Genomic DNA, 11,731 nt, shown 5'->3' with positions numbered 1-11,731 from the left:
CCGAACGCCAGGCCTTGCGCCTGGTGGGCATGAGCCCCAGCACCCCGCGCTACCAGCCGCGCGACGACGGCAACTGCCGGCTGCGCGAGCGCCTGACGGAGCTCGCGCAGCCGGCACCGCCGCCACGGCTACCGGATGCTGCACAGCCGTCTGCGGATCGACGGCTGGGCGATCAACGTCAAGCGCACCTAGACTAGCGGGTCTACCGCGAAGAAGGCCTGATGGTGCTCAAGTGCCGGCGCAAGAAGCTGCCCGTGACCCTGTCCCAGGTTTCCGAACCGTTCGGTAACAGAACGACCGGCATGATGGAGGCCCCCGTCGGGGCCAGGAGAGCATGCCGTGAGGAAGAGCAAGTTCACTGACGAGCAGATCGCGTTCGCGCTCAAGCAGGCCGAGCTGGGCATCAGCGTCGAGGAGGTCTGCCGCAAGATGGGCATCAGCGAAGCGACCTTCTACGTGTGGCGCAAGAAGTACGGTGGCGTGGGCCCTTCGGAGCTGCGCCGACTGCGCCAGCTCGAGGAGGAGAACCGCAAGCTCAAGCAGATCGTGGCGGACCTGAGCCTGGACAAGGCCATGCTGCAGCGCGTCGTCGCAAAAAACCTTTGAGGCCTTCGCAGCGACGTGCGCTGGTGCCCGAGCTGATGCAGTGCTTTGGGTGCAGCCAGCGCAACGCCTTGCGCGTGGTGAAGATGTCGGCGTCGACCTACCTGTACAAGGCGGTCAAGAAGGACGAGTCGGCATTGAAGCTGCGCATCAAGGAGATCACGCAGACGCGGGTGCACTACGGCTACCGCCGTGTGCACGTGATGCTGCGCCGCGAAGGCCACAGGGACAACGTCAAGCGGGTGTACCGGCTGTACCGCGAGGAAGGCCTGTCGCTGCGGCTGAAGCGGCCGCGGCGCAACAAGGCGGCCAAGCTGCGTCAGCCCAAGAAGCTGGCCAGCGCCATCAACGAGATCTGGAGCATGGACTTCGTGGCCGACGCGCTGTTCGACGGGCGCAAGCTGCGCATGCTCACGGTCGTGGACCTGTACACGCGGGAGTGCCTGGCCACCGACGTCGGGCAGAGCCTGAAGGGGGAGGACGTCGTGCGCACGCTCAATGCCATTACCGCGCAGCGTGGCCTGCCGGGAACGATCAAGACCGACAACGGCAGCGAGTTCATCTCCAAGGTGATGGACAAGTGGGCCTACGAGCGCGGCGTCGAGCTCGACTTCAGCCGGCCGGGCAAGCCGACCGACAACGCCGGCGTGGAGAGCTTCAACGGCCGGCTGCGCCAGGAGTGCCTGAACGCCACCTGGTTCTTGTCACTGGCGGACGCGCAGAGTGGAAGTGTCAGCCACCACTCGACCGGAAGGGGCGTCCATCCCATCGCTTACAACACAGCTGCGCCGGGTCTCTGCGCGTCCTGCGAAGGATCGCCGGACATTCGTGAGCCGTGGGCCTTGCCTGCCAAAAGCGCTTAGGACGAGTGTCGCCTATGCCCTCTTGCGCCCATTGCGCAGTCTTTCGACCATGACGGCGGCTGCCTTCATGAGATGCGAGCGCATGAGGGCTTCGCTCCGATCGCCGTCGCCCCTGGCGATCGCCTGGAGGATGTCTTCGTGCTGATCCCAGATGGCCTTGGAACTTTCGTCTCGGATCAGGACTTCGCCCATCACCCGCTGCGTATAGGTGAGATGGGTTTCGAGTGTCGGCCGAATGAGTGGGTTGCCAGACAGACCATAGATGAACTCGTGGAACTTCATGTCTGCGTCGATCATCTTGGCGAATGCTAGCTGCGCCACGGCCCTACGGCCGGCCTTGATCAACGCAGGTCCCCGACGCGCGGCTTGCTCGGCGCTCAGCTCGGCTGCGCGGCGTGCCGCCACCCCTTCGATCGAAGCTCGAATGTCGTACATGTGCCGCACGTAGTCAGGATCCAGCGGTGCGACGACGAGTCCGCGACCCGGCGCGTCCTGAAGCACGCCCTGGTTGCGCAACATGGCCAGCGCCTGTTGTACCGGCTGTCGCGAGACCCCAAACCATGGGCAATCTCCGTCTGGATGATCCGGTCGCCAGGCGCGAAGACCCCGGAAGCAATCTCGGCGAGGATGGCGTCACGCACCTGTTCCAGCAAGTTGGGTCTCGTCGTCAGCGTCTTCATCAAGATGTCGGTGTCGGCGTTTCCTCCCGTGTCCATTATCGCGTCATGGCCAATCCCTTCAACCTTGTATCCACATCTGCGCTCGACGCCTTGCGCCCTGACGACGGTCGTCTACGTGCTGTGGACGCGGCAGGCGGTGGCCGAGTTTGCGCATTCCATTGATCGCGGACACCCATTCCCAGCTGATCGCGGACAGTGTTCCGGGCGATCGCGCAAGCCGCCAGGGACGTGGCGACGCGATCGCCGGGGCGTGCCCACGCTCGACGGCCGCGAACTGGCCGATCGTTTCGGGGCCCTTGATCCCTCGGCGCTCTACCAGGGGCTCAAGCGATTCCTGCGCCAAGGTGAATTGGAAGACGGCGATGGGCCAATTCGCCGTCCTCTACGCCGACCGACTCACTAGGCCGACGGCCGCGTAGGATGAAGACCGACTTCCCCACCGCGTCGGTCGGTTCGTCGCAAGCGCTGACCGCCGCCCTAGAAAAGTCTCATATCAGAGCGCCTCGCAGACAGAAATTCAGACATCGCCTGCCCCGGGCACAGCCCGAGCCAGGAACAGAAGTGCTTGACGCTGGCGAAGCGGCTGACATCCGGGCCGATCTCGCTGAGCAGCTTCATCACCACCGTCACCCCCAGCCCGTTGATGCGCGTGAGGTCCACGCCCGCCCAGTTGGCCAGGCGCTGGCGGATCTCGTGCTCCGCGCGCGCCTTGCTACCCGCGCGCGGCAGCTTGCCGATGTCGACCTTGGCTTGGCTGCGCGCGTCCAGCAGCGCGTCGAGCCGCGCGTCGCACTCGGCCAGGTGGCGAGCGATATCGTCATACATCGCCAGCGCCTGCTTCGGCACGAACAGGTGCTCCTCGCGCCAGTCGCCTTCCAGCGCGTTGGCAATCTCGGCCGCGCTGGCCTTGACGCGACGCTGGCGATGTCGCGCCAGCTGCCTGGGCTCACGCACTCCGGCCACGATGTCGCGCACGATGGCCTGTCCAGTCTGGCCCATCACGTCGCTCAAGACCTCGGTAAGCTGGATGTTCATCTGCACCAGCGCCCTTTTGCATGCGCTGCACCCAGCTAGCCTGCTCGACGAGCAGCGTCTCGCGCTGGCGCGCCACCGCGCGCAGCACGCACACCTCGGCGCTGGGCCGCCAGGCCGTGCGCAACAGCCCCAGGCTCATGAGCTTCTGCAGCTACTGGCAGTCCTGTACGTCGCTCTTGCGCCCAGGAACTTACTTCAACTGCAGCGCATCGACCCGCTACACCTTCAGCCCGTGCTGCTCCAGCACCTCGAACACCGGAATCCAGTACACCCCGGTGGATTCCACCGCCACCGTGTCTACCCCCAAGGCTCACCAGCCACTCAGCCAACTCCTTAAAGTCGGCGGTCATCGCCGCTGCCGCGCGCACCGGCTCGCAGCCGGCAGCTCCGGCCAAGTGCCGCAGCACCACCACCCAGTGGCTGGACGCCCCGATGTCGATGCCCGCCGCGTTCGGGAACACCTCGTCTTCTCGTGTGCGCATTGCCATGCTCTGCCCCACCATGGTCGGTGAACGGCAGCGCCATGCAAGGCGTCGATTTCGACTCGATCTGTTGAGTAGATCCGGCTCCGCCGGGCTACTCAACCCCCTCGGGGGGCGGCGGCGTTTGCGCCGCCTGGGGGCGCTCAAGGGGATGCGGATCGCGCCGCTCACCACTGTCGCTGACGGCCTGCGGACCATGCTCAAGAGCGGGCTCGCACCGCAACGTCCGACAACGCCACGGGCTCGCACGAATGACGTATCGGTCATGACGGCGCTGCCGTTCGCCTTGTAGCGCAGCAGATCCATCGCTCCTTCGCGAACGCCGGGCGCGGGCATGGGCATGGGCCTGGGATGCTCAGAACGCCTTCAGCAGGCGCAGGTTGATGCGATCTGACTCCTTCAGTCCGTTGCGCACGGACAAGTCACGACCATAGAGGGCCAAGAAGTGCCAGCCAGGCGCGAAGCCCCAGCCGACGCCGAACTTGGCGTTGGTGGTTCGCGTGCGGTCGTCGTTGGCAACGCCGTCCACCGAGGTCTCGCCGCCGACGAAGTGGGAGGTTCCCGCGCGCAGGTCGAGACCGCCGCCAAGGCTGTACTTGAGCCAGGCCTGGAACTGGTACAGCGGCTTCTGTGACAGCGACCGGCCGTTGGGCCCGAAGTCGTCGTTGCGGCCGAAGCCGGTCACGTCGGCTGCCAGTTGCAGTGACAGGTCCTTCGATCCCACTGGCGTGGTGTAGCCTGCCTGCAGCAGGTACTTCCAGCGGTTCTCGCCGAGGTTGAGCGCCTTGTTCTTGTCGTACGAGCCAATCGGTACCCACACCGCCGGCGTCACGCCGAAGAACTCGCCCTCTGCCGGCTTGTTCACCAGCCAGACGGTCGCGGCGACGATGAGGTCGGCGACTCCACTGGTGCTGCCCAGCGCGCTCAGGTCGTTGCCGGCCTTCAGGCTGCCGAAGGGCAGCAGGATCTGCGGATCGGCGCGGAAGCCACCAATGTCGACGAAACGGACGAGGCGCAAGATCCCGACGTCCGACTTGAGATCACCGCCAGCAACCTGGTTGCCGTTGCTGTAGACCTTGTTGCGCTGCTAGTACAGCAGCGCGAGATTCGTTCCCGCGGGGATCGCGCCCGAGGCGTAGTCGTCGGCGTCCAGATCGAGCGCCCGCGCCGGTTGGCTGTGCAGCGCGACCAACGGCAGCAGGGCCGCCAGTGCGAGCGTCCTCAGGCCATCGAGCAGGTGGGCGAACGGCCCTGACCTGCCCCCCTCCGAGCGAATCTTCATACTGCTTGTCATGCTTGTCTCCTGTGCGCCGTCAAAGCCGGCAAGGTGTTGTGATTGGAAGAGTCATGGCTTGAAGGCTTGGCCAGCTACGGCGGCCTCGAGTCATGCGTGCATATACGTGTGGGGGGCCGCTGGGTGACCGGCATTCCGACTCCGACTCCTGGTTGCACAGGCGCCCTCGGGTCCATGCGGGTGGCAGCCGTGCCCATCAGACGTCGTCCAGCGGAGTGCCTTCCAGATGCGCGACGTCGGCCCAGGACTTCAGGTGCCACTCGCCGCGCTCGTAGAGAAACTCGTTGAGGCTTCCGTTGACCATCGAGAAGACGCGTGAACCGACGTGAGGCAGCTTCTTCGTGTGGCGATACAGGCCATCGACCACGCCGCCGTGGGTAACCACAAGGATCCGCTGCCCGGGGCGGCATGCGGCCAGCTCCTCGAGACAGCCGACGCTGCGCGCAAAGCAGGCCTGCGTGCTTTCGCCCCCCGGAATGGCGAACTCGACGTCCTCATCGCTGTAGCGCCGGTAGACCTCGGATGAGTCGCCTTGGCCTCGGCACGCGTCATGCCCTGGAAAATGCCGTAGTGGCGCTCGCGCAGCCGCATGTCCAGCACCGGCTCCATCCCGATCTCGGCGGCGATGTACGCAGCCGTCGCCTGCGCTCGCCCCAGGTCGCTGCTGACGAACAGGTCGTACCTGGTCCCGCTCAGCCGCCTGGCGAGGGCTTGCGCCTGTGCGACGCCTTCGGCGGTCAACGGACTGTCCAGGTGGCCCTGGATCCTTCCCTGCCGGTTCCATAGCGTCTCGACATGCCTGACGAGGATGAACTGCGTAGCGTTCATTTCATGATCGACGATGCGGACCCCCCGCAGTCGTGGCTAGCGTGACGTGCCGACCTGGATCCCGGCCGTGGCTTCATAGCCCTTGACCACCGACGTGAAGTTGTCTTCTCCCAGCCCCTGCTCGACGGCGTTGCGATACAGCGAAGCAATCACCGGCGCGAGCTGGACCGCATAGTGCTCCTCCTTCGCGAGGTCGAGGATCAGGTTGATGTCCTTCAGGGCCAGGCTGGTCTTGAAGCTGGCCCGGTACTCGCCTTCGATCACCTTCTGGAAGCCGGAGATGAAGTGCGCCGAACGCCCGCCCGAAACGGACAGGATGTCGTACAGCCGCTTCGGTTCCATCCCGCACTTCACGCCCAGGACGAAGGCTTCCGCGGCCACGGCCACGTTGCCCAGCGACATCAGGTTGTTGACGAGCTTGACGGTCTTGGCCGTGCCGATGCCCCCGGTTCGATTGATCTTCTTCGCCAGCACCTGCAGCAGATCGAGATGCCGGTCGATCAGGTCGTCGGCACCCCCCACCTGGAAGACCAACTCGCCGAGAATCGCCTGCGGCGGCTCGCCCGAAAGCGCAACGTCGAGGATGTCGACTCCCGCGGCGGCGGCGGCCTCCGCGACATGGCGGATGGTGTGCGGATCGATGGTGCTGGTCTCGATCAGCGTGCTCCCGCGCCGCGCCTTCGCAACGAGCCCGCCGCTCCCGAGGTAGACGTCGCGCACGATCGCCGGATTCGGCAGCGACGTGACGACGACGTCGACCCGCTGCGCGACGGCCCCGGGGCTCGGTTCGATCTTCGCGCCCAGTTCCGCCGCCGCGTTCGCGGCCTCCGAGGAGACATCGAACCCGACGACCGCGATGCCGCGATCGAGCAGGCGCTTGCACATTCCCCCGCCGATGTTCCCCAAGCCAATCAGACCAATCTCGTTCATAAGCACTTCTCCGTAATCGTGCGTGCCTCGTGGGCACGCCGCGTGGCCAACCATCGGCACCGTTGCGTCCGATCCTCAGGACGGCGTGCCGGACCCTCCCGCCTGCGACGTCAAGCGGCCCAGAAGCAGGCGGGTCGCGCCCAGGCCATTCATGTCCACTCCGAAGTTCGTGAATCCGCGCTCGGTGAAAAAGCGCACCACCTTCTCGCTCACCGCCCAGCCGTAGAAGGTGACACCGAATTCGCACGAGTGCCCGGTGCGCGGCAAGGTGGGCATCAGCCGCTCGATCGCCTCGTCCACCTCGTTGGCCGGATCCAGCGGCATGAAGCCTCGGAGAGATAGGACTTCCATGCGTCATGAGACAGCATCAGGTCGTCGGGATACCTGTAGATCGAGGCGCAAAGCGAACGGTAGTCGATCCACAGCATGTCGACGTGCTTGGCGATGCGAGGCAGTTCCAGCAGGCTGTGGGCGCTGCGAGTGGCTAGGCCGAGCTTGAGCGAGGCACCGCCCGCCTCCCGACAGGCCGTCCTCAGTGCGATCGCCTCGGCCTCGGTGTTGACGCTGCCGACCATCAGGATCACGTTGTCCGGATAGTTGGCAATCTCCTTTGCACGCACCAGCCCGCGGATCTGCGCGCGCAGCAGTTGCGGAGAGCCCAGCGGCAGCCAGATCGCCGGCGAGGGCGCGATGTCGGTGAAGTCAGAGACAGCCTCGCCTGCGACTCCACTGGACAGATTGGCGATCCGCGCCGCGAAGGGCTTCGGATGCACGACCTTCATGATCTTGACCAGTGTCTCCGAGATCACATCCTCGAGCGCCGTCAGAGCGGATGCATTCGCAGCCGCAGGGCCGCGCCTGTGGGCGGACACTGCGTCGATCAGTGTTTCGAAACCCTCGCATGCGGCCAGGGTCTCGTCAATGCGTGTGCCGATACCGTGCGCACCGGCCGCGATGGCTTGGCGCGCCATGTCCGGAGTGGAGACGCGATGAAAGACAGTACAGCCGCTGAGCTCGTCGGCGATCTGCAGGATGCGGCCGACTTGGCTCATCGATTCTGGACTGCGCGCGTCGGTCGGCAGGGACCCCTCGAACACCTCTCCGGTGGCGCCGTCGATGGAAACGGAGGTCCCCTCCGTCAAGTCCCGGTCGCCGACGCGGACCACGCGTCGCTCAGTGTCGATGTCGAGTTGCTCGCAGCCGACGATGCACGGCTTGTCGAGCGCGCGCGCCACCACCGCCGCGTGGCTGGTAGACCCACCTCTGGCGGTGACAATTGCCTGCGCCGCGAGCATTCCGTGCAGATCGCGTGGACTCGTGAACACGCGCATCAGAACCACGGGTTTGCCATCGGCAGCCATCTGCTCGGCGCGATCGGGGTCGAGCACGATGCGGCCGCTGACCTGGCCAGGCGACGCGCCGGTGCCGACCGCCAGGAGCGCGCTGCCGGCGCGCGCCGCTTCGACGGCATCCGGCAGGAACCGAGGCCGCAGGATCTGGCGCAGATGATCGGCGGTCACCCGCTGAAGCACGGTCTCGCGGTCGATGACGCTTTCGTCGAACAGGTCGCTGGCGATGCGTATCGCTGCCTCCGCAGTGCGCTTGCCGACGCGCACTTGCAGCAGGTACAGGACGCCTTCCTGCACGGTGAACTCGATGTCGAGCACGTCGCGGTACGTCTGCTCCAGAGCCCGCGCCAGCGACTCGAGCCGTCCGAGCAGGTCCGGGTTCCGCTGGCCAAGGGCATCCAGCGACTCCGGCGTGTGGGTTCCGGCGACGATGTCTTCGCCCTGGCCGTTCTCGAGATACTCACCGAACAACTTCGGCGAGCCGTCGCGCGGGTCCCGTGTGAAGGCCACGCCGGTCCCCGACGGGCTGCCGAGGTTGCCGAAGACCATCTGCTGAATGACGACCGCGGTGCCCAGGTCGTGGGCGATCTTGTGGTGCTCGCGGTAGCGCACCGCGCGGCGCGAGTTCCATGACTCGAAGACAGCGACCACCGCCTGCCTGAGCTGGTCCCAAGGGTCGCTCGGAAAGGCGCTGCCGGCGGCCGAGCCGGCGCTCTCTGCGGCGAGCCGCACCGCAGACCGCAGCGACTTTTCGTCCTTGACCGTGTCGATGGCCGTGCGGCTCGCGTCATCGACCAGAATCTCGTCGGCGATGCCGAGGACGATGTCGGCATACATGCGCGCGAACCTCGCGAAGGTCTGGGCCGCAAAGCGATAGCTGCCGCCAGTCGCCTTCGCCAGCGCGACGGTGGTCTGCTCGTTCATGCCGAGGTTGAGCACCGTATCCATCATGCCCGGCATGCTCACCGGCGCCCCGGATCGGACCGAGACAAGCAGCGGCTTGGCTCCCTTGCCGAAGGCGCAGCCGGTTTGCGTTTCAAGCCGGTGCACGGCCTGCACGATCTCCTGCCATAGCGCGTCGGTGAGCGTGCCGCCCTTGTTGACGGCGCATGCGCGTGTCGTGATGACGAATCCCGGTGGCACGGGGAAACCCGAGGCCGTCATCTGAACGAGCCCCGCCCCCTTGCCGCCGAGCACCGAAGCATCGAGATGCGTGGCCTCGGCGAAGGGGTAGACGAAACGCTCGGTGGCGGCGACGCCCTTCATCGTCCTGGCGCTCATCCCTTGTCTCCAGTATCGAGCAACTCGCGGATCCGATCCTTGATTCGGCGCGCACTTGCTTCATCGAGATCTGCTTGCGGCTGAGGATGCAGCCATGCCGGCACGCGCGGGTTCGGCTCGTCGAGCTGGCGCGGAATCAGGTGGCAATGAACATGAGGGTCGGCGTTGCCGAGGATCTCGTAGTTCATCTTGAACGCACCTACGGCCAGCTTGATCGCCCGCGCGGCCCGGCTCATGTCCTCAGTGAACGCCTGTCGTGCGGTCACCGACGCCTCGAACAGTTCGGTCGCGTGCTCGCGCAGGGTGAGGACGCAGCGGCCGGGGAAGCGCCGGTCCGAGACGAAGCAAAGCTCGCTAGCTTCGAGGCTCGCGATCGGCTTGCCGAGACTGAACCCGCAGACGGCGCAGGCCCAGGCCATCACGACATGTTCCGCGTTGCCAGCGTGGCCGACGGCAGTGACGCACCGGCCTCACGCGCCACGGCATCAAGCGCCTCGAGCGTGGTGACGGCCAGCGGCAACCCGTCCCTCAATCGCTGCGCCGACAACTCGGCCTCAATCTCGCCGGGCATGCAGATTCGCTGCACGCCCTCGGCCCGCGGCGCGTTGCGCAGGGCCGACGCCAGCTCGCTGGTACGGCGCAGGAACGCCTTGCGGTCGCCGAAGGCACCCGGATCCAGCGCCTGCACGAAATGGCCGCACTTCCAGGAATCGTGATGGTCGGCGCCCATCACCAGCGCCGGAGACACCTCGAAGCTAAACTGAGCTCCAGCCAAGGCGCCGCAGACGATCTCGTTGGCGACGATCAGCGCCGAGCCCTTGTGCTGCCCGATGGGCAGCAGGTAACCCTCGAGCGCGACCTTCGGGTCGGTCGTCGGGTTGCCGTCGGGCCCCACGGCCCAGTCGGCGGGGATCGTGCCGCCGCGCTGGGCGGCGAGCCGGATCTTCTCTTTCACGCCAGTGAACGCGGTGTCCACGACGATCGGCGGCCCTTCGAGCGTGGGGAACGCCCACGCGACGGGATCATTGGACAGCACCGGCTTGCGGCTGCCCCAAACCACCGTGTGCGGCGGGCCGTCGGTCGTGGCGTACCCGATCATCCCGGCTTCCAGCGCCATCATCGGGTAGAAGGCCGCAGGTCCGAAGTGGTTGCTGTTGCGCACCGCCACCGAACCGCTGCCCTGTTCCGCGGCGATGGCTATGGCCTGTTTCATTGCGAATCGCGTGGAAAGAAAGCCAAGGCCATTGTCGGCATCCACAACGGCCACCGCTCCGCGTTGGTGGATGACTCGAATGTTCGGCTTCGCATTGAGGTGCCCGCGCATGATGCCTCGAACATAGCGCGGCGTGAACTGCACTCCATGCGACTCGACCCCGCGCATGTCGGCGAATACGACGACTTCGGCGATCTCGTCGGCGTGCCCGGGCGAGACGCCCACCGCCTCGAAAAGCGAGGCCACCTTCTTCCTCAACTCGCCGCTGTCGACGAGAACCTTCTTGACTGCGGGTGCGCTCATGTGTGGACTTCCTGTCTCTGTGTGGATCTGTCGGATTGCCTACTATGGTCGCGCCGCGCGAGTTTGTCTCTATCCTTCAGCGAACAAAGTGAACGTGCGTATTTGTCTGCTACCGAACACCGAGGCGGGGCTCGCGAAGCCGCGGCGCCCATAGGGAAGGTGAACAACGTGCAAACGTGGACGCGTTCGAGCCGCCGAGTCGCAGCGACCGCGCGAACGGGCTCGCGGCGAAGCGTTTCGAGCGAGCTTTGCCGCGTTGTTGGCGCCTCATGCGCTTCGCGGACGGACTGCTGCCAGCGACATCAACTGTCGTCGCGCCATCCACAGGTTCGACAGAGCGAACAGTGTCACCACGTGCGCGGTGTTCTTGGCCAGCCCGCCAAAGCGCACCATCATCAGCCCGAACTGCCGCTTGATGACCCGAAACGGGTGCTCGACCTTGGCCCTGACACTGGCCTTGCGGTGCTCGCGCTTCTGGGCCGCTGTCTTCCTGCGCCCCTCGGGCAGCTTGGCGATGTCACTCGGGCGGGCAGCGATGTGCCTCTGCAGGTCCTCGGGCTACCCGCGGAACTGCGCGCCGCGGTAGCCCGAGTCGGCCCAGACGTGTTCTTCCTTGCCGTGCAGCAGGTCGGCGACCTGCTCGAATCGGCTTCCTTGGCCGCCGTGGTGGTGACCGTGTGCACCAAGCCGCTGGCAGCGTCCACGGCGATGTGCGCCTTCATACTGAAGAATACCGAAGTGGTGAGTCGGCCGCGGGAACTTCCTCCTCAGCCGCTCGCAGAACCGAACGTGACACTCTCGCGTCATACGGCTCCCGTCATCCAACCTGTGGTCCGGCGACGCGCCAGTGATGGAACAGCAGTGGCGCGG

At 65.9% G+C, this 11,731-nt stretch carries 11 protein-coding genes and 4 pseudogenes; 4 read left to right on the top strand and 11 right to left on the bottom strand.

The window, feature by feature from the left end:
• Nucleotides 1-197: hypothetical protein (locus x551_RS26490; protein WP_036234150.1), on the top strand; the 197-nt coding region annotated here is incomplete at its 5' end.
• A gap of 142 nt (nt 198-339) precedes the next feature.
• A pseudogene (locus tag x551_RS13115) lies at nt 340-1,325 on the top strand (IS3 family transposase); the annotation flags it as partial.
• Nucleotides 1,326-1,478: 153 nt separating this feature from the next.
• Here x551_RS13115 and x551_RS13110 read toward each other — a convergent pair.
• A complete protein-coding gene (locus x551_RS13110; RefSeq protein WP_253950374.1) occupies nt 1,479-1,985 on the bottom strand; it encodes a GntR family transcriptional regulator in 507 nt (168 codons plus the stop codon).
• Nucleotides 1,986-2,026: 41 nt separating this feature from the next.
• Between x551_RS13110 and x551_RS26485 the strand changes: the two genes are divergently transcribed.
• A complete protein-coding gene (locus x551_RS26485; protein WP_216701320.1) occupies nt 2,027-2,308 on the top strand; it encodes a hypothetical protein in 282 nt (93 codons plus the stop codon).
• A gap of 321 nt (nt 2,309-2,629) precedes the next feature.
• On the opposite strand, the pseudogene x551_RS13105 reads toward x551_RS26485, so the two are convergent.
• A pseudogene (locus tag x551_RS13105) lies at nt 2,630-3,669 on the bottom strand (IS110 family transposase); the annotation flags it as partial.
• Here x551_RS13105 and x551_RS26155 point away from each other — a divergent pair.
• Complete coding sequence (locus x551_RS26155; protein WP_162531426.1) at nt 3,614-3,955, top strand: hypothetical protein; 342 nt, start codon at nt 3,614-3,616, stop codon at nt 3,953-3,955. The pseudogene x551_RS13105 and the gene x551_RS26155 overlap by 56 nt on opposite strands.
• Nucleotides 3,956-4,018: 63 nt before the next feature.
• Here x551_RS26155 and x551_RS13100 read toward each other — a convergent pair.
• From x551_RS13100 to x551_RS24395, 9 genes and pseudogenes are all read right to left on the bottom strand, one after another.
• A pseudogene (locus x551_RS13100) lies at nt 4,019-4,723 on the bottom strand (transporter); the annotation flags it as partial.
• A gap of 27 nt (nt 4,724-4,750) precedes the next feature.
• Nucleotides 4,751-4,957 carry a hypothetical protein gene (locus tag x551_RS27420; RefSeq protein ID WP_231497720.1) on the bottom strand — a complete coding sequence of 69 codons (207 nt, stop codon included), beginning with the start codon at nt 4,955-4,957 and terminating at the stop codon, nt 4,751-4,753.
• A gap of 196 nt (nt 4,958-5,153) precedes the next feature.
• The gene (locus x551_RS24400) at nt 5,154-5,741 is read right to left on the bottom strand and encodes a histidine phosphatase family protein (RefSeq protein WP_231497721.1); all 588 of its coding nucleotides are present in this window, start codon (nt 5,739-5,741) and stop codon (nt 5,154-5,156) included.
• 80 nt (nt 5,742-5,821) lie between these two features.
• Nucleotides 5,822-6,715, bottom strand: coding sequence for an NAD(P)-dependent oxidoreductase (locus x551_RS13090; protein ID WP_036234155.1), 894 nt, complete (start codon nt 6,713-6,715; stop codon nt 5,822-5,824).
• A gap of 75 nt (nt 6,716-6,790) precedes the next feature.
• Nucleotides 6,791-7,039: a hypothetical protein gene (locus x551_RS13085; protein ID WP_036234157.1), complete on the bottom strand. Its 249-nt coding sequence runs from the start codon at nt 7,037-7,039 to the stop codon at nt 6,791-6,793.
• Nucleotides 6,991-9,330, bottom strand: a complete 2,340-nt coding sequence (locus tag x551_RS13080) for a pyruvate, phosphate dikinase (RefSeq protein WP_051495826.1) — start codon at nt 9,328-9,330, stop codon at nt 6,991-6,993. The genes x551_RS13085 and x551_RS13080 overlap by 49 nt, the downstream gene beginning before the upstream one ends.
• 11 nt (nt 9,331-9,341) lie before the next feature.
• A complete protein-coding gene (locus x551_RS13075) occupies nt 9,342-9,764 on the bottom strand; it encodes an HIT family protein (RefSeq protein ID WP_051495827.1) in 423 nt (140 codons plus the stop codon).
• Complete coding sequence (locus x551_RS13070; RefSeq protein WP_051495828.1) at nt 9,764-10,861, bottom strand: Ldh family oxidoreductase; 1,098 nt, start codon at nt 10,859-10,861, stop codon at nt 9,764-9,766. The genes x551_RS13075 and x551_RS13070 overlap by 1 nt, the downstream gene beginning before the upstream one ends.
• A 267-nt stretch (nt 10,862-11,128) precedes the next feature.
• Nucleotides 11,129-11,592, bottom strand: a pseudogene (locus x551_RS24395) (transposase); the annotation flags it as partial.
• Nucleotides 11,593-11,731 lie beyond the last annotated feature (139 nt).

Origin of the sequence: Methylibium sp. T29, from assembly GCF_000576205.1 — a bacterium.
Taxonomy (GTDB): domain Bacteria; phylum Pseudomonadota; class Gammaproteobacteria; order Burkholderiales; family Burkholderiaceae_C; genus Methylibium; species Methylibium petroleiphilum.
This window is presented reverse-complemented; position numbering and strand designations above follow the sequence as displayed.

Bases quoted from the DNA above. Each gene is read 5' to 3' on its own strand.
- x551_RS13090 (WP_036234155.1), bottom strand. From the start codon at position 6,715: ATGAACGAGATTGGTCTGATTGGCTTGGGGAACATCGGCGGGGGAATG.
- x551_RS13075 (WP_051495827.1), bottom strand. From the start codon at position 9,764: ATGGCCTGGGCCTGCGCCGTCTGCGGGTTCAGTCTCGGCAAGCCGATC.
- x551_RS13110 (WP_253950374.1), bottom strand. From the start codon at position 1,985: ATGTTGCGCAACCAGGGCGTGCTTCAGGACGCGCCGGGTCGCGGACTC.
- x551_RS13080 (WP_051495826.1), bottom strand. From the start codon at position 9,330: ATGAAGGGCGTCGCCGCCACCGAGCGTTTCGTCTACCCCTTCGCCGAG.
- x551_RS24400 (WP_231497721.1), bottom strand. From the start codon at position 5,741: ATGGAACCGGCAGGGAAGGATCCAGGGCCACCTGGACAGTCCGTTGAC.
- x551_RS26155 (WP_162531426.1), top strand. From the start codon at position 3,614: ATGTCGATGCCCGCCGCGTTCGGGAACACCTCGTCTTCTCGTGTGCGC.
- x551_RS26485 (WP_216701320.1), top strand. From the start codon at position 2,027: ATGGGCAATCTCCGTCTGGATGATCCGGTCGCCAGGCGCGAAGACCCC.
- x551_RS27420 (WP_231497720.1), bottom strand. From the start codon at position 4,957: ATGACAAGCAGTATGAAGATTCGCTCGGAGGGGGGCAGGTCAGGGCCG.
- x551_RS13070 (WP_051495828.1), bottom strand. From the start codon at position 10,861: ATGAGCGCACCCGCAGTCAAGAAGGTTCTCGTCGACAGCGGCGAGTTG.
- x551_RS13085 (WP_036234157.1), bottom strand. From the start codon at position 7,039: ATGCCGCTGGATCCGGCCAACGAGGTGGACGAGGCGATCGAGCGGCTG.